Annotated in this window: 17 protein-coding genes; 10 read left to right on the plus strand and 7 right to left on the minus strand. The window is 75.3% G+C overall.

All coding sequences use genetic code 11. The annotated features are described in order from the left end of the window. Nucleotides 1–66: 66 nt before the first annotated feature. The 6 genes from H9X71_RS00995 (at nucleotide 67) to aroQ (ending at nucleotide 5138) form a co-directional block, all read left to right on the plus strand. Nucleotides 67–333, plus strand: a complete 267-nt coding sequence (locus H9X71_RS00995) for a hypothetical protein (protein ID WP_191147916.1) — start codon at nucleotides 67–69, stop codon at nucleotides 331–333. 210 nt (nucleotides 334–543) lie between these two features. Next, nucleotides 544–1491: an ATP-binding cassette domain-containing protein gene (locus H9X71_RS01000; protein ID WP_191147917.1), complete on the plus strand. Its 948-nt coding sequence runs from the start codon at nucleotides 544–546 to the stop codon at nucleotides 1489–1491. Next, the gene (locus tag H9X71_RS01005; protein WP_191147918.1) at nucleotides 1488–2348 is read left to right on the plus strand and encodes an ABC transporter permease subunit; all 861 of its coding nucleotides are present in this window, start codon (nucleotides 1488–1490) and stop codon (nucleotides 2346–2348) included. The genes H9X71_RS01000 and H9X71_RS01005 overlap by 4 nt, the downstream gene beginning before the upstream one ends. 79 nt (nucleotides 2349–2427) lie before the next feature. After that, nucleotides 2428–3792, plus strand: coding sequence for a sensor histidine kinase (locus tag H9X71_RS01010; RefSeq protein ID WP_191147919.1), 1365 nt, complete (start codon nucleotides 2428–2430; stop codon nucleotides 3790–3792). Beyond that, nucleotides 3789–4463, plus strand: a complete 675-nt coding sequence (locus H9X71_RS01015; protein WP_191147920.1) for a response regulator — start codon at nucleotides 3789–3791, stop codon at nucleotides 4461–4463. Before H9X71_RS01010 ends, H9X71_RS01015 begins: the two co-directional genes overlap by 4 nt. Nucleotides 4464–4547: 84 nt before the next feature. Further along, complete coding sequence (gene aroQ / locus H9X71_RS01020) at nucleotides 4548–5138, plus strand: gamma subclass chorismate mutase AroQ (RefSeq protein WP_191147921.1); 591 nt, start codon at nucleotides 4548–4550, stop codon at nucleotides 5136–5138. A gap of 27 nt (nucleotides 5139–5165) precedes the next feature. Here the strand turns inward: aroQ and H9X71_RS01025 are convergent, their stop codons facing one another. The 5 genes from H9X71_RS01025 to H9X71_RS01045 form a co-directional block, all read right to left on the minus strand. Continuing rightward, on the minus strand, nucleotides 5166–5504 hold the full coding sequence (locus H9X71_RS01025) for a YnfA family protein (RefSeq protein ID WP_191147922.1): 339 nt from the start codon (nucleotides 5502–5504) through the stop codon (nucleotides 5166–5168). 74 nt (nucleotides 5505–5578) lie between these two features. Continuing rightward, the gene (locus H9X71_RS01030; protein ID WP_191147923.1) at nucleotides 5579–6070 is read right to left on the minus strand and encodes an FBP domain-containing protein; all 492 of its coding nucleotides are present in this window, start codon (nucleotides 6068–6070) and stop codon (nucleotides 5579–5581) included. 239 nt (nucleotides 6071–6309) lie between these two features. After that, nucleotides 6310–6759 carry an MSMEG_6728 family protein gene (locus tag H9X71_RS01035; protein WP_191147924.1) on the minus strand — a complete coding sequence of 150 codons (450 nt, stop codon included), beginning with the start codon at nucleotides 6757–6759 and terminating at the stop codon, nucleotides 6310–6312. Between the two features lie 50 nt (nucleotides 6760–6809). Continuing rightward, nucleotides 6810–7628 carry a GNAT family N-acetyltransferase gene (locus H9X71_RS01040; protein ID WP_191147925.1) on the minus strand — a complete coding sequence of 273 codons (819 nt, stop codon included), beginning with the start codon at nucleotides 7626–7628 and terminating at the stop codon, nucleotides 6810–6812. A 33-nt stretch (nucleotides 7629–7661) separates the two neighbouring features. Then, the gene (locus tag H9X71_RS01045; protein ID WP_191147926.1) at nucleotides 7662–9305 is read right to left on the minus strand and encodes a hypothetical protein; all 1644 of its coding nucleotides are present in this window, start codon (nucleotides 9303–9305) and stop codon (nucleotides 7662–7664) included. Nucleotides 9306–9510: 205 nt separating this feature from the next. Here H9X71_RS01045 and H9X71_RS01050 point away from each other — a divergent pair, with 205 nt between their 5' ends. After that, a complete protein-coding gene (locus H9X71_RS01050) occupies nucleotides 9511–10551 on the plus strand; it encodes a LacI family DNA-binding transcriptional regulator (protein WP_191147927.1) in 1041 nt (346 codons plus the stop codon). A gap of 6 nt (nucleotides 10552–10557) precedes the next feature. On the opposite strand, the gene H9X71_RS01055 is transcribed toward H9X71_RS01050, so the two are convergent. Then, nucleotides 10558–11448, minus strand: a complete 891-nt coding sequence (locus H9X71_RS01055; RefSeq protein ID WP_191147928.1) for a nucleoside hydrolase — start codon at nucleotides 11446–11448, stop codon at nucleotides 10558–10560. Beyond that, a complete protein-coding gene (locus H9X71_RS01060; RefSeq protein WP_244961689.1) occupies nucleotides 11445–12497 on the minus strand; it encodes a LacI family DNA-binding transcriptional regulator in 1053 nt (350 codons plus the stop codon). The genes H9X71_RS01055 and H9X71_RS01060 overlap by 4 nt, the downstream gene beginning before the upstream one ends. A 180-nt stretch (nucleotides 12498–12677) precedes the next feature. Between H9X71_RS01060 and H9X71_RS01065 the strand changes: the two genes are divergently transcribed. The 3 genes from H9X71_RS01065 to H9X71_RS01075 all read left to right on the plus strand — a co-directional run bounded on the left by H9X71_RS01065 (nucleotide 12678) and on the right by H9X71_RS01075 (nucleotide 15912). After that, nucleotides 12678–13949, plus strand: a complete 1272-nt coding sequence (locus H9X71_RS01065) for an ABC transporter substrate-binding protein (protein WP_191147929.1) — start codon at nucleotides 12678–12680, stop codon at nucleotides 13947–13949. A gap of 68 nt (nucleotides 13950–14017) precedes the next feature. Beyond that, nucleotides 14018–15007: a carbohydrate ABC transporter permease gene (locus H9X71_RS01070; protein WP_191147930.1), complete on the plus strand. Its 990-nt coding sequence runs from the start codon at nucleotides 14018–14020 to the stop codon at nucleotides 15005–15007. After that, the gene (locus tag H9X71_RS01075; protein ID WP_191147931.1) at nucleotides 15007–15912 is read left to right on the plus strand and encodes a carbohydrate ABC transporter permease; all 906 of its coding nucleotides are present in this window, start codon (nucleotides 15007–15009) and stop codon (nucleotides 15910–15912) included. The genes H9X71_RS01070 and H9X71_RS01075 overlap by 1 nt, the downstream gene beginning before the upstream one ends. Nucleotides 15913–15927 lie beyond the last annotated feature (15 nt).

Here is a 15927-nt window from a genome sequence, read left to right on the forward strand (position 1 = left end):
GCTGACCTCGCCGCGTGCCCCGAGCTGGGGCGCGCAGCACGGCGCCCGGGCCCGTACCGTCGGGGCATGCCCTCCACCCCGCGTCCGCTCTGGGACGCCGCCGCCGCGCTGCTGCTCACGGCCGCCGTGCTCGCGGTCGGCGTGTGGTCGGGCGGCTGCAGCACCTTCGCCGGCATGGCGCCGCGGTGCTGGGCGGGGCCGAGCCTCGGCTGGCCCGTGGCGATCCCCGTGGCCGTCGTCTGCGCATCGCTCGCGGCGCTCTGCATCCGCCGAGCGCGACGCGCGAACCCGCCGGACCGGACGCCCGCCCGCTCCCGGGACCGCGAGCGGTAGGACCCTGCCGCTGCCGCTGCCGCTGCCGCTGCCGCTGCCGCTGCCGCTGCCGCTGCCGCTGCCGTTGCCGCCCCGCCGGCCCGCGTGCCCCTGGGGGCGCACCGTGTCATCCCCGCGGCGTACGCGACGACGCGTCCGATCTGGTCCTCCCGGTCGTCCCGGCGCGCGGAGCCCGCCGCGAGGCTCGAGGTGCCGAGCAGAGGAGGGCACATGATCGAGGCATCCGGCCTGACCAAGGACCACCCGGGAGGACGCGCGGTCGACCACGTCGACTTCACCGTCCGACCCGGATCCGTCACGGGGTTCCTGGGGCCGAACGGCGCCGGGAAGTCCACGACGATGCGCATGATCGTGGGCCTCGACCGGCCCACGTCCGGCCGCGTCACCGTCAACGGGCGGGCGTACGCCGAGCACCGGGCGCCGCTCGGGGAGGTGGGGGCGCTGCTCGACGCGACGGCCGTGCACGGCGGCCGCACCGCGCGGGCGCACCTGCTCTCGCTGGCGGCGACGCACGGGATCCACCCCCGCCGGGTCGACGAGGTCCTCGAGATGGCGGGCCTCGCGAGCGTCGCGCGCCGCCGCGTCGGCACGTTCTCCCTCGGGATGGGCCAGCGCCTCGGCATCGCCGCCGCGCTCCTCGGCGACCCGCGGACCCTGATCCTCGACGAGCCCGTGAACGGGCTCGACCCGGAGGGCGTCCTCTGGATCCGCACGCTGCTGCGCGGGCTCGCCGCCGAGGGCCGCACGGTGCTGCTGTCGTCGCACCTGATGAGCGAGATGGCCCTCACGGCCGACCACCTGCTGATCCTCGGCCGCGGCCGCGTGATCGTCGACGCCCCCACCCGCGACGTCGTGGAGCGCGCGCAGACCCGCGTCGTCCGCGCCCGGACCCCGATGCGGGCGGAGCTCGAGCGCGCGCTCGCCGGTCGGCCCGGCGTCGGCGTGGTCGCGGTGGAGCACGACGTGCTCGACGTGTCGGGGCTGGACGCGCCGGGCATCGCCGCCGCCGCGTCCGCCGCGGGCGTGGCCCTCCACGGGCTCGCACCCGTCCCGGTCTCCCTCGAGGAGGCCTACATGCAGCTCACGGCGGGGGAGGTCGAGCACCGCTCCGCCGCATCCGCCACCGCCCACGACGCCCCCACCGGAGGACGAGCATGACCGCACCCACCCCGCAGCAGGGCGGATCCGCCGCCCGCGCCGTCGCGCACCATCCGGCCGTCCGGCCGGTCACCTTCCGCCGCATGGTCGCCGGCGAGCGCATCAAGATCGGCTCGCTCCGCTCCACCTGGTGGATCCTCCTGCTCGGCACCGCGGTCGTCCCCGCCTTCGCGGTCTCCCGCGTCATCAGCATCGCGGGCGTCCCGGAGGCGGTCGGCTCCGCGGGCATGGTCGGCGCGGCGTACGTCACGGGCGGCGTCGCGCTCGCCCAGCTGGCCTTCGCGGTGCTGGGGGTGATGGTCGTGGCGGGCGAGTACGGATCCGGCCAGATCCGCACCACGCTCACGGTCACGCCGACGCGCGTCCGGGCGCTGCTCGCGAAGGCCGTCGTCCTGGTGCTGGTCGTCGTGGCCGCGTCGACCGTCGCGGTGCTCGCGGCCTGGGCCGCCAGCGCGCCCTGGTTCGGCGCGACCGGCATGTCCGTCGACCTGCGGCGCGAGGAGGACGCCCGGCTCATCCTGGGCACGCCCCTCTACCTCGGCGCGGTGGCCGCGCTCGCGTTCGGCATCGGCCTGCTCGTCCGCAGCGCGGCCGCGGGCATCTCGATCGTGGTCGGCCTGCTGCTCGTGGTCGAGAACCTCCTGGCCGCGATCCCGTGGGCGCCGCTGCAGTCCCTCGCGGCCCACCTGCCCTCGAGCGCCGGCAGCCGGCTGCTGCGGTCGGATGCGGTCGGCTCCGTGATCACCGTCGCGGACGGCACCGAGCTGTCGCCGTGGGGCGGGTACGGGGTCATGCTCCTCTGGGTGCTGGGGGTGCTCGCCGTGGCGACGGCGCTCCTCCGGCGCCGGGATGCGTGACGGCGGCGCCGGGGCCGTCGCGGCCGGCCGGCCCGTGGCGGCGACCTGCCAGAGTGGGACCGATGATCCAGGGGCGGGCGTGAGCGCGGGGCGGGGCGAGGCGCCGGACCTCGCCGGGCTGCAGGTGCGGCCCGTCGGCCCGGTCGGCCGGCTCCTCGCGCGGCGCCCCGCCGTCGGCGACGCGGCGCTCATCGCCTGCTTCGCCGCCTGGGCGCTCGTCACCGGCGTCGGCGCCGATTCGATGTACGCGCTGCACGTCCACCTCGGCTCCGAGCAGGTGCTCCGGATGCAGGCCGCGTCCCTCGCGCTGACGGCCGCCGGGTGCGCGCTCCTCGTGGCGCGTCGCAGGAGGCCCGTCGTCGTCGCGGCGGGCATGGCGGTCCTCGGGCTGGCGGCGCTGGCCCTCACCGGCGCGCCCTCGGGGATCGACCTCGGGCTCGCGCTCGCCCTGCACGCCGTCGCGGTCGCGCGCCGCCCGCTCGTGACCTGGGCCGTCCTCGTCCCCGCGGTCGCGGCGATGCTCACGGCGGCGCGGATCCTGCCCCTGCCGCTCCAGGTCGGCGCCGTGATGAGCGGCCTCTCGCCCGACACCGCGGCCGGCCCCGACCCGTTCCTCGGCGGATGGCAGCCCGTGGCCCTGCCCGTGCTGGTGCTCGCGCTCCTCGCCGTCGCCGTGGGCACCGGCGTCCGGAGCCGGCGGCTGCACCTCGCCCGCATCGTGGAGGCCGCCGAGGCGGTCGCGCGCGAGGCCGAGCAGCGCACCCGGCTGGCGGAGGCGGCGGAGCGCGCCCGCATCGCCCGCGAGATGCACGACGTCGTCGCGCACAGCATCTCGGTGATGGTCGCCCTCGGCGGCGGCGCGTCCATGGCGCTCGACTGGGCGCCGGACCGCGCCCGCCTCGCCCTCGACGAGCTCGTGGGGACCGGGCGGACGGCCCTCGCCGACATGCGGCGGGTCCTCGGGGTGCTGCACGACGCCCCGGCCGGCGCGTCCGACCCGGCCGGCGACGGCGCCGCCGCGGAGCCGTCGGTCGCGCCGCTCCCGGGCATCCGCGACCTCGCGCCGCTCCTCGACCGGTTCCGGCTGGCCGGGCTCCCGGTGCGCGCGACGGGGATCGCCGACGCCCGGCTCGCGCGCGCCGACGCCACGCTGCAGCTCGCGGTTCACCGCATCGTGCAGGAGGCGCTGACGAACGCGTTGCGGCACGCGCCCGGGACCGCCGGCGTCGAGGTGGCGATCCAGGCGCTCCCCGGCCGGATCGAGGTCGTCGTCGCCGACGAGGGCCCGGGCGTCCCCGTGGAGCGCACCCCCGGCTCGGGCCGCGGGGTGCTCGGGATGCGGGAGCGGGCGGCCGCGTTCGGCGGCACGGTGGACGCGGGCCCGCACGGCCGCGGCTGGGCCGTGCGCGCGGTGCTGCCCGTCGACGAGGAGGACGGACGATGACGAGGATCCTGCTGGTGGACGACCAGTCGCTGGTGCGGATGGGCTTCCGGCTCGTGCTGGAGAGCGCCCCCGACCTCGAGGTCGTCGGCGAGGCGGCCGACGGGCGCACCGCGATCGACCAGGTCGCCGCGCTCCGCCCCGACGTCGTGCTGATGGACGTGCGGATGCCGGGGGTCGACGGCATCGAGGCGACCCGGCGCATCGTCGAGGGGCACCCGTCCGTGCGCGTGCTCATCCTCACGACCTTCGACCTCGACGAGCACGCCTTCGCCGCCCTCCGCGCCGGCGCGAGCGGCTTCCTCCTCAAGGACGCGACGCCCGCGGAGCTGGCGTCCGCGGTGCGCGTCGTGGCCTCCGGCGACTCCGTGGTCGCCCCGCGCGTGACCCGGCGGATGCTCGAGATGTTCGCCGACGTGCTGCCCGTGGGATCCGCGCCGGCCGCCGCGGGCGTGCACCCCCGGCTCGCCGCCCTCACGCCGCGCGAGACGGAGGTGCTGCGCCGCGTCGCCGAGGGGCGCTCCAACGCGGAGATCGCGGGCGACCTGTTCCTCGCGGAGGCGACCGTGAAGACGCACGTCGGCCGGATCCTCGCCAAGCTCGGCGTGCGCGACCGGGTGCAGGCCGTGGTCCTCGCCTACGAGACGGGGCTGGTGCGCGCCGCGATCGAGTGACCCCTGTGGAGGCGGCGGGGTGCGCGCGCGGTCGCCTGCCTATGCTCACGGCGACCCGCCCACCCGAACCCCGATCGGATCCCCATGCCCCACCGCGCCCTGCTCGCCACGTCCGCGTTCGCCGTCTCCCTCGCCGCGCTCCTCGGCGCCGCCGCGCCCGCGCAGGCGTGCCCGCGCGACCCGGCGGAGCAGCGGGCGGTCACCGCCGTCGCGTCCGCCGCGCTCGACCGCCTCGAGATCGCCGACGACGTGGCCGCGTCGAAGTGGCTGTCGGGCAAGGCCGTGGCGGATCCCGCGCGCGAGCAGGCGGTCATCGACGCCACGGTCGCCGCGGCGGAGGCCGACGGGGTCGACCCGGTCGCGGCCGAGCGCATCATGCGGGCGCAGATCGAGGCGAGCAAGCAGGTGCAGGTCGCCCTCATCGCCCGCTGGCACGCGCACCTCGAGGAGGCGCCCACCACCGCGCCCGACCTCACCACGAGCGTCCGCCCGCGCATCAACGCGGTGGACGCGCGGCTCGTCCCGGCCGTCGGCGCCGCGCACGACGCGCTCGACGACCGGGCGTGCGGCCACCTCGTCACGGACGCCCGCGGCGAGCTCGGCCGCGGCCTCGACGACGCGCACCGCAAGGCCTTCCGCACCGCGCTCGCGACGGTCTGCACGCCGGCGTCCTGAGTCGGGCCGGGCGCCGACGGATCCGCGTCAGGTGCCCTGCCCGCGCGGCCCGGCCATGATCACCGCGACGCCGAGCAGGCAGATCACCGCGCCGGCCACGTCCCACCGGTCGGGTCGGTACCCGTCGACGACGGCCGCCCAGGCGAGCGAGCCCGCGACGAACACGCCGCCGTAGGCCGCGAGGATCCGCCCGAAGGACGCGTCCTCCTGCAGCGACGCGATGAACCCGTACGCGCCGAGCGCCATCACGCCGAGGCCGGCCCACCACCACGGCCGCCCCTCGCGCACCGCCTGCCAGACGAGCCAGGCGCCGCCGATCTCGGCGACCGCGGCGAGGGCGAACAGGATCACGGTGCGCAGCAGCATGCTCCGAGCATGGCCGACCCGACCCGACCCGACCCGGGCCGGGACGCGGCCCCGCGGGTCGGGCGGTCGGCGGCTCAGGCCGTCGACGCCACGTCCGCCGCGAACGCCGCCACGCGGGCGCCCAGGTCGTCGATGAGCCGCGCGGTCGCCGCCGCGGGGTCGAAGCCGAGGTACGGGATCGGGCGGGGCTTCCGCACGTTCGCGCTGCACTCGAAGTCGGCGCAGACGAGCGTGCCCACGGTGTTGCCGTTGCGTCCCGCCGCGCCGGCCCGGCGCGCGCCGTAGAAGACGACCGGGGCGGGCAGGCGCACGTCCTGGCACCAGGTGCATTGGGCGCGGGACCGCGGGGCGGTGCCGGCCTGCTGCAGCAGCACGCCGATCAGCTCGTCGCCGACGGGCGCGACCACGATCCCGCGCTGCGGCGACTTCGGGTCGCGCCAGCCGAGGAAGTCGAGGCGGTCCCAGCGGAGCTCGGCGAAGCCCTCGGGGAGGCGGATGTCGCGGGCCTCGCGCTGGGAGGCGTTGACGAGGGAGGAGCGGATGGCGGATTCGGTCAGGGGGAGCATGGGTGCCCTTCGTGCGGGGTCGCGGCGGGATGCCGCGGGGACGGGTGTCGTGGGGAGGCGGTCGGATCCCGCGGGATCGACGACGCGCCGGGTGCGGCCGGTCCGTGCGGGGCTCCGGCGGCGGATCCGACGACTACCTGGTGCCGACGGACGAGCCGCCGACGACCTCCCCACGCCCCGAGGGCGCCGCGCTGCTCGTGATGCTCACGCCGCCACCGTACCCCGGGTGGGGGAATCGTTCACGCGCTCGCGCCGGGCCAGACGTAGTCGAGGTCGTCGGGATCCTCCGGGAACGCCGGCCGGTACAGCTCCGGCGCCTTCGCCAGCAGCTTCGAGCGGTGGGAGAGGTGCAGCTCCGGGCGGCCCCACCACGGCGGCAGCTCGATGCGGCCCTCCGTGTAGGCGGCGAGGTCCTCGGGCACCTCGGCGATGATCGCGAGCGTCTTCTCGAAGCACGTGTCGGCGAACCCGCGGCGGGTCCACTCGGCGCACGTCGCCTCCTGGTACTCCATGAGCGCCGGCCGGTAGCCGCGCCACATCCGCGTGACCGGGTGGCTCTGCCAGCCGTAGCCCGCGACGGTGACGGCCTTCATCACCTGGAGCGTCTCGACGCGCTGCTTCCCGAGCCGCTTGTCGTCGAGCACGGCCATGCTCGCGGCGAGGTCCGGGTAGGGGAGGAACGTCTGCATCCGACCAGTCAACTCCGGTGGGGGCGGGGCGGGCGGTCGTGCGCGTCGGCTCAGCGCGACCAGGCGTACGGCGTCGTGGTGGAGCAGGCGACGAGGCCGGAGCGCTCGAGGATCGGGCGCGAGAGGTCGGTCGAGTCGCTGTGGACGAGGGTGCGGCCGGCCGCGAGCGCCGAGCGGGCGCGCGCCGCGGTGAGCGCGCGGTAGATGCCGCGGCCGCGCCAGCCCGCGCGGGTGACGCCGCCCCAGAGGCCCGCGAAGTCGGATCCGGCCACGGGCTGCAGTCGCCCCGCCGCGACGACCAGCCCGTCGGCCTCGGCGATCCACAGCTCCATGGCGGGGTCGGTCGCGACGCGGCGGAGGATCGCGTCGGCGTGGTCGGGGGTGACGGCACCGCCGAAGACCTCGTCCTGCAGGGCGCTCATCGCGCGCACGTCGGGCTCGGCCGTGATCCGCCGGAGCGCCACGCCCGCGGGCAACGGCACGTCGACGGCGAGGCCGCGCGCCTCGCCGAGCATGATCGTCTCGCGCTCCTCGGGCGTGAAGCCGTGCGCGCGGAGGATCCCGTCGAGCCCCGGCGCGCGGTCGTGCCCGCGGGTCTTCCACTCGACCGACGCGATCGCCGGATCGTCCCGGAACCGCGCGAGCGCCCGCGGCACGAGCTCGCCGAGCGCCGCCTCGTCGAGGCCGCCCAGGTCGGCGTAGGTGATGAAGCCGCGGCCCCCGGGGAACGTCGCGAGCAGCAGCGGCCCGAGCCGCCGCACGTCGAGCGCGTCGGTGGTCTCGGCGTCGGTGCGGAGCTGGGCGTCGTAGGCGGCGAGGAGGCGGGCGGCGGATGCGGGGTCGCGGGTCACCCGGCGATCCTCCCGCATCGCGGTGCGGGAGGGGGCGGCGGGGGCGCCCCGTCACGACCGGCGGCGCAGCTCCAGCACGCGCGCGGACGGGCCGCCCGCGATGGAGCCGACCGTGAGGATCCCGCGGGCGGCGTCCCACTCCGCGTCCCACGCCGCGAGCGCGCGCCCGAAGACGACGGCGACGTCGAGGCGGCGGCCGACGAGCGACGGGATCGCGAGGGTCGCGGTGCCGGCGTCGTCGCCGCGATCCCAGACCGTCACGACGACCGCGTCGCCGGAGTCGTGCGCGACGGCGACCCAGCGGTCGTCCGCCGCGGGGAGGCCGAGCGGCCAGAGCGGCAGCGCGCGGCCGCGGCCGTCGCGGAGGTCGTCGGCGGCGCGCGCGGCGTCGGCGACGAGGTCGCGCTGCGCGGGGGCGAGGCCGGCGATCCCGTCGAGGTCGTCGTGCACGCGCAGGCCGCCCGCGAGGCCGGTGGCGAGCGCGACGGCGCAGGCCTCGGGCGGCAGGCCGGTGAGCGCGGGGATCCGCACGGCCACGTCCTCCGGCGGCGTCGAGAGCGGGGCGGTCGCGACGGCGACCGGGTCGGCGAGGGGCGCGGCGGGGGCGGCGGCTCCGGGCGCGGCGTCGGCTCGCCCGGCGCGCGCGGCCCGGCGGGCGCGGGTCATCGCGGCGGCCGCGTCCTCGAGGTCGGTGCCCACGGCGACCAGCGTGGTCGCCGGCGCGGAGGAGGCGCCGGGGGCGAGCGGCGAGCCGGCGCCGTCGGGATCCGCCGGCCGGGTGAGCGCGAGGTGGCGGTCGCCCGCGTGCGCGCCGACCACCCAGCGCCAGGGGCCGTCGTGGGCGACCTCCCACATCCAGGCCACCTCCTGCCGGTCGGAGACGAGAGCGGCGACGGGCAGCAGGTCGCCGGTCGCGGACGTGCCGGAGACGGAGCGCGCGACGGCCGAGCGCGAGGGATCCGCGGCGTCCGCGTCCCGCAGCGCCCGCAGGGCCCACCGCTCGCCGCCCGAGCCCGACCCGGCGACGCGGCCCGCGACGAGCACCCAGTCGGCGGCGGGATCCGGCGCGTCGCCCTTGTCGAGGCGCACCCCGAGCGGCACGGCCCAGCCCGTGACCGCGGCGAGCAGCACGGGCGCGCCGGTGCCGTTCGTCACCACGGCGCTGCTGCGGACGGCGCCGTCGCGGCCGTGCAGGGTGACGGCGGCGCGGATGCCGTCGGGCGTCGCGGAGACGATCTCGAGGGTCGCGCCGTCGGGGGACACGGAGTGCGCGACGTAGCGGAGGTCGGCGCCGAGGGCCACGGGCTCGGACGCCTCACCGGGTCCGACGCGGTCGGCGACGAGCACCTCGACGAGCGGGACGGGGTGGGCGAAGTGGGTCTCGACGGATCCGGCGACCAGGCGCGTGAGCATCACGGGCCGGTCCGCGGAGCGGCGGAAGCGCAGCTCGAGTCGGCCGCTGCGCCAGACGAGGTCGTCGCGGCGGTCGTCCGGGGCGGCGCCCGAGCGGCCGTCGCGTCCCGCGGTGCGCACGCCGGCGGTGCCCGCGACGACGGAGGCGGTGGTCCCGGTCGGCGGCACGCGGCGGCCGGATCCGCGGTGGCGGTCGTCCGCGCGGGCCTCCGCGATCGCGGGGCAGGGCGCGGGAGCGGCCGCGGGGCGGGTCCGCAGCTCGACGAGCGGGGTGGGGGTCATCGTCGTCCTCCGTGTGCCGGGCGGATCGCTCCGCGTTCGCCATCGAACAGACCTTGCGCAACTCCGGGGGGAGCCGCGCGCGGCATCCGCTCATCATCCTCTGCGCCAGCGCGCGGGGGCAAGGGGAAGCAGGATCTCGATCCGGCAACGCTGCGAGGAGGAGTTGCGCAACTCGGCAGGCCGTCGCTCGGATAGGCTCCGCCCCATGGACAGCACGAACACGGCGCCCCGCCCGACGATGGCGCAGATCGCCGCGCGCGCCGGCACCACCGTCCCGACGGTCTCGAAGGTGCTCAACGGCGGCACGGACGTCTCCGAGGCGACCCGGGCGCGCGTGATGGCCGCCGCGCACGCCCTCGACTACCGCCGCCGTCCGCGCACCCGGGCGACCGCGGCGGACGCGCGCGCCACCCGTGTGGTCGACGTCGTGGTCGGGCACATCGAGGGCAGCTGGATCGGCCCGGTGCTGAGCGCGATCGAGGAGGAGGCGTCCGTGGCGGGCGTCGACCTCGTGCTGACGCGGGCGCGGCCCGACGGGGAGTGGATCAGCCGGCTGCTCCGCCGGCCGTCGCTCGGCGCGATCCTCGTGCTCGTCGACGCGACGCCCGCCCACCTGCACACGCTGACGACCGCCGGCATCCCGGTGGTCGCGATCGACCCGAGCACCCGGCCGCCCGCCGAGGTGGCGAGCGTCGGCGCCACGAACTGGGAGGGCGGGCGCATCGCCGCGGAGCTGCTGATCGCGCGCGGGCACACGCGGATCGGCGTCATCGGCGGCGTGAAGGCGCACCTGTTCGGCAGCGCGCGCATCGACGGCCTGATGACGGCGCTGCGCTCGGCGGGCATCGCCGTCCCCGACGCCCGCGTGGTCTTCTGCGACTGGGACCGGGAGCGCGCCCGCTCCGCCGCGGGCGCCATGCTCGCGGGCGCCGACCGCCCGACCGCGATCTTCGCCTGCTCCGACGTGATGGGCCTCGGGGTCTACGAGGCCGCCGACGACGCGGGGCTGCGGATCCCCGACGACCTCAGCGTCGTCGGCTTCGACGGCGTGCAGGAGTCGGCGTGGGCGATGCCGCCCATGACCACCGTCCGCCAGCCGATCGCCGAGATGGGCGCCGCGGCGTTCCACATGCTGCAGCAGGCGGACCGCGCCGGCCGCACGCGCGCGGCCGGGCCGGCCGGGTCGCGCATGGAGCTGGAGACCGAGCTGGTGCTGCGCGGATCCGTCGCGGAGCCGCGCGCGTAGGCGGCCTCAGCCCGCCCGGGTCCCGTGCTCGCGCAGCTTCGCGATGAGGTCCTCGATGAGCCAGCGCGTGTCGAACGCCTCGCAGACGCGGATCCGCGGGCCGGCCGCGTCGGCCGCCTCGCCCGCCTCGAGCTCCCCGTCCGCCGTGAAGCGGGGCGCCTGCCGCATCCGCCACCGGCCGCCGGCCGGGTTCATGACCGCGCCGATCGCCGGGCTGTCGCCGAGCGAGCGGAGGTCGAGCGGGCCGTACGGGATCGTGCGGTTGAACGCGATCACCCCGTCGACGAGGTGGTCGGCCAGCGCGCTCGTGCCGCCGAGCCGCGTGCGCAGCTCCGCGTGCCCGACGCCGACCATCGTGTAGACGGGCAGGGGGATCTGCCACACGGCGAGCCCTGAGGCCATGACCACGTTCGCCGCGGTCACGTCGTTGGCGAGGTTGAACTCGGGCCGGTACGCCGCGACCTCGCCGTCGTACGGCGGCCCGCCGACCCACACCACGACCACGTCGCGCGACGCCATCGCGGGCTCCGCGAGCAGGGCGCTGGCGACGTCCGTGAGCGGCCCGAGCACGGCGATCCACAGCCGGCCGGCGTCGCGCATCGCCTCCTCGACCATCAGCCGGGAGCCCTCCGACGGGACGGGCGTGCGGGCGTCGGGGAGCGGATCCGGCGCCCCGTCGAGCACCCTCACGGAGGATCCGGCGAGGCCCGTCACGAGATCGATCTCGCGGCGCGACGCGGCCATGCTGCCCGGCTGTCCGAAGTGCGCGGCGACGACCGCGCGCACGTCGAGCGTCTCCGTGAGGAGCGCCTGCGCGACGGCGAACTGGTCGTCGACCTCGTTCGCCGCGTCGGTGCTGACGATGAGGCGGTGCGGCGCGGGCGTCCGCCCGGTCACACCGACTCCCGCTGCACCAGGCGCGTGGCGAGCACCGGCTGCCGGTCGACCTCGCGGCCCTCGATGGCGGCGATCACCGTCTCGGCGGCGACTCGGCCCATCTCCTCGAGCGGCTGGCGGATGGTGGTGAGCGGCGGATCCGACGTGGTCGCGATGATCACGTCGTCGAACCCGATGACGGAGACGTCGGTCGGCACGCGGCGGCCCGAGGCCTGGAGCATGCGGATCGCGCCCGCGGCCATGAGGTCGGAGGAGGCGAACACGCCGTCGATGGCCGGGTGCCGCTGGAGGAGCCGGGCCATGGCGGCCGCGCCGCTCTCGAGCGTGAACTCGGCGTGCACGATGGCGCCGTGCTCGATGCCCTGCGCGGTGAGCTCGTCGCGCCAGCCGCGGATGCGGTCGCGGGCCGGCTCCATGTCGTGCGGGCCGGCGATGATCCCGAGGGTCCGCCGCCCGGCGTCCGCGAGCGCGCGCGCCGCGAGCCGCCCGCCCCCGTGGTTGTCGGAGTCGACGATGATCGCGTCGTCCGCCAGGTCGCCGCGCGGCCGCCCCACCCAGGCCACGGGCACGGGGGAGTCGGCGAGGGTCTGGGCGAGGTGCGTGATCTCGTGCTGGAGGATCACGACGGCGCCGTCGACCGCGCGCGAGCGGAGGAAGCGGGGGATCCGGGCGGCGTCGTCCTGGTCGGCGGGCAGCAGCACCGGCTGGATCTCCGCCGCGTGCAGGCCCTTGGCCGCGCCCTTCATCACCGACGTGAAGAAGGTGCCGGTGAGGCTGTCGAGCTCGTTGAACGCGATGATCAGCGCGATGGCGCCGGAGCGGCCGCCGCGCAGCATGCGGGCCGCGCTGTTCGCCTCGTAGCCGAGCTGCTTCGCCGCGTGCTCGACGGCCGCGGCCATGCGGGCGTCGACCGTGGTGCCGCCGGAGAGCACGCGCGCGGCCGTGGCGCGGGAGACGCCGGCCGCCTTCGCGACGTCGACCAGCGTGGGACGCGTCACCAGGCGCTCGCCCTCGGCTGCATGGATCTCCTCCCGGACAGGCGCCGTCATGGTCGCGAAGCCCTCCTGATCCTAGGCGGAGATCGATGTCTCACCGTGCGGTCTCGGTTCCGCATCGTCGCTTGCACGATGGTGGCACGCGAGCTACGGTGACGCCAAGAGATCGTTCTCTCGGCCGGAGCGCTGACGCTCCGAGGAAGCCGCGCGAATCCCCGACGAAGAGGAAACATCGTGAGAAGAAGCTTGACGGCCGTCGTCGCCGCAGCAGCAGTCGCCGTCGCCCTGACCGGATGCTCGTCCGGCGGAGGGGGCGGAGCATCGGACGACCCGAACGCGGAGGTCTCGTTCTGGTCGTTCACCGGCATCGGCGCCAAGGACGGCGTGGCCGAGTACCAGAAGAAGGAGCCCGACGCGAAGGTCAAGCTGACCGAGGTCGGCTCCACCACCGAGACGGCCACCGCGCTCACCGCGGCGCTGGCCGGCGGCAAGGTCCCCGACCTCGTCATGATCCAGAACGACGACCTCCCCCAGTTCGTCGAGAACAGCGCGAACTTCCTCGACCTCCGCACGCTCGGCGGCGACGACATCGCGGGCGAGTACCTCCCGTGGGCCGCGTCCGCCGCCACGGCGGAGGACGGCTCGGTCGTCGGCATCCCCACGGACGTCGGCGGCCTCGGCTTCGCGTACCGCGCCGACCTGTTCGAGCAGGCCGGCCTGCCGACCGACCCCGACGAGGTCGCGGCCATGTGGAAGGACTGGCCCTCGTTCATCGCGATGGGCGAGCAGTACACGAAGGCGACCGGCAAGCCGTTCGTCGACAACATCGAGACGAGCGTCTTCTTCTCCACCGTCAACCAGGTGAGCGAGAAGTACTACTCGCCCGAGGGCGAGCTGGTCTACGACAAGAACCCGCAGGTCGAGGACGCGTTCCAGGTCGCGGTCGACACCCACGACGCCGGCATCAGCGCGGGCATCGCGGCGTGGTCGTCGGGCTGGGCGCCGGGCCGCGCGAACGGCGCGTTCGCCGTCACCATCGCGCCCTCGTGGATCCTCCAGGGCATCAAGACCGACGCCCCCGACACCGCCGGGAACTGGCGCGTGGCGAGCGTCCCCGGCATCGGCGGCAACTGGGGCGGCAGCGTCATCGCCATCCCGGCGCGCGCCGAGCACCCGGAGGCGGCCTGGCAGTACATCGAGACGATGATGTCGGGTGAGGCCCAGCAGGAGCACTTCGAACGCACGGGCACCTTCCCGGCGGCCTCGGCCGCGGTCGAGAGCGAGGCGGTGTCGGCCTACACGGACGACTTCTTCGGCGACTCGAAGATCGGGCAGGTCATGTCCGAGTCCGTCACGAAGTTCCCGTCCTTCTACAACGGGCCCGACACGTCGCCCATCAACGCGGCCCTCCTCAACACGCTCGTCGAGCTGGAGGCGGGCAACGTCACCTCCGACAAGGCGTGGTCCGAGGCGCTCTCCACGGCCAAGACCGCCGTCGGCGACTGATCCCGTCCCACCCACCCGGCGGCCCGGCGCGCTCACGCTCCGGGCCGCCCCTCAGACGGAGGTACCCCATGTCGACGGCGACATCACCCCGCACGAGCACCGAGCCACCCCCACCCCCGACCTCCCGGCGCGCGAAGGCGCCCGCGGTCCCGAAGGCCCGCCAGATCACGCAGTCGCTCTCCGAGCGCATCGCGCCGTACGCCTACGTCGCGCCCTTCTTCGTCATCTTCATCGTCTTCGGCCTGTTCCCCCTGGTCTTCACGTTCTACGTCTCGCTGTTCGACTGGAACCCGATCGGCAAGCAGACCTTCGTCGGGCTCGCGAACTTCCAGCAGCTCTTCGCCGACGACCGGTTCTGGAACGCGCTCGTCAACACGTTCGCGATCTTCCTGATCTCGACGATCCCGCAGCTGCTGCTCGCGCTCTTCCTCGCGCACCTCCTGAACCACGCCCGGCTCAAGTGGGCGAACTTCTTCCGCATGGCGCTGCTCGTGCCGTACATCACCTCGGTGGCCGCCACCGCGATCGTGTTCGCGCAGATCTTCGACCGGAACTTCGGCCTCATCAACTGGGTGCTGAGCCTGTTCGGCCTGCCGTCGGTCAACTTCATGGCGACCAACCACGGCTCGTGGATCCTCATCTCGGCCATGGTCATGTGGCGCTGGTTCGGCTACAACACGCTGCTGTACCTCGCCGGCCTCCAGGCGCTCCCGCGGGAGATGTTCGAGGCGGCGGCCGTCGACGGCGCATCCAGCTGGCAGCAGTTCCGGCACCTGACGATCCCGGCGCTCCGCCCGATCATCATCTTCACCGTGATCATGTCGACCATCGGCGGCCTGCAGATCTTCACGGAGCCGCTGCTCGCGGCGCCCGAGTCGGGCCTCACCTGCGGCGCCGGCCGGCAGTGCCAGACGCTCGCGCTGTTCCTCTACGAGCAGGGCTTCGGCCAGTTCAAGTTCGGCTACGGATCCGCCATCGGCGTCGTGCTGTTCGTGATCGTCGTGGTCGTCGCGCTCCTCAACTTCTACCTGTCCACCCGCACGAGGAAGGCGAGCTGATGTCCGACGTGATCGACCAGACCGTGTCACCGGTCGTCGCCGCACCCGTCACGAAGCGGTCGGCGCTGCCCAGGCGCCGGGGCAAGGGCGGCGGCATCAGCCCGATCGTCTACGTGTTCCTGAGCATCGCCGTGCTGATCTCGGTGTTCCCGCTCTACTACATGCTCGTCGTGGCCTCGGTGGGGGCGACCGCCGTCACCTCGATCCCGCCGCGCCTGTTCCCGGGCACGAACTTCTTCACCGTCGCCGGGAAGGTGTTCGACACGGTGCCGTTCATGCTGTCGCTGCTCAACAGCGTGATCGTCTCGACGACCGTCGCCGTGCTGTCCGCGGTGCTCTGCGCCATGGCCGGGTTCGCGTTCGCGAAGCTCACGTTCCCCGGGCGGAACCTGCTGTTCCTCATCGTGCTGCTCACCATGACGGTGCCCGCGCAGCTCAGCGTGATCCCGCAGTACCTGATCATCAGCCAGCTCGGCTGGGTCGACACGCTGCAGGCGATCATCGTGCCGGGCCTCGCGAGCGCGTTCGGGATCTTCTGGATGCGGCAGCACATGTCCACCACGGTGAGCGACGAGCTCATCCAGGCGGCCCGGCTCGACGGCGCGAACTCGTGGCAGCTCTTCTGGGGCGTCGCGTTCCCGGTGGTGCGGCCGGCCGCGTTCGTGCTCGGGCTCATCACCTTCACGGGCGTGTGGAACGACTTCATGTGGCCGTTCATCGTGCTGAAGTCGCCGGAGCTGTTCACGGTGCAGATCGCGCTGAAGCAGCTCCAGGCGAACCGGTCGATCGACGTGGCGCTCGCCATGGGCGGGTCGTTCATGGCCACGCTGCCGCTCCTGATCCTGTTCTTCTTCGTCGGTCGACGGATGATCACGGGGATCATGGACGGCGCCTTCAAGGGCTGACGCCCGCCGCACGAC

It is taken from the genome of Clavibacter zhangzhiyongii (genome assembly GCF_014775655.1).
GTDB classification, from domain to species: Bacteria; Actinomycetota; Actinomycetes; order Actinomycetales; family Microbacteriaceae; genus Clavibacter; species Clavibacter zhangzhiyongii.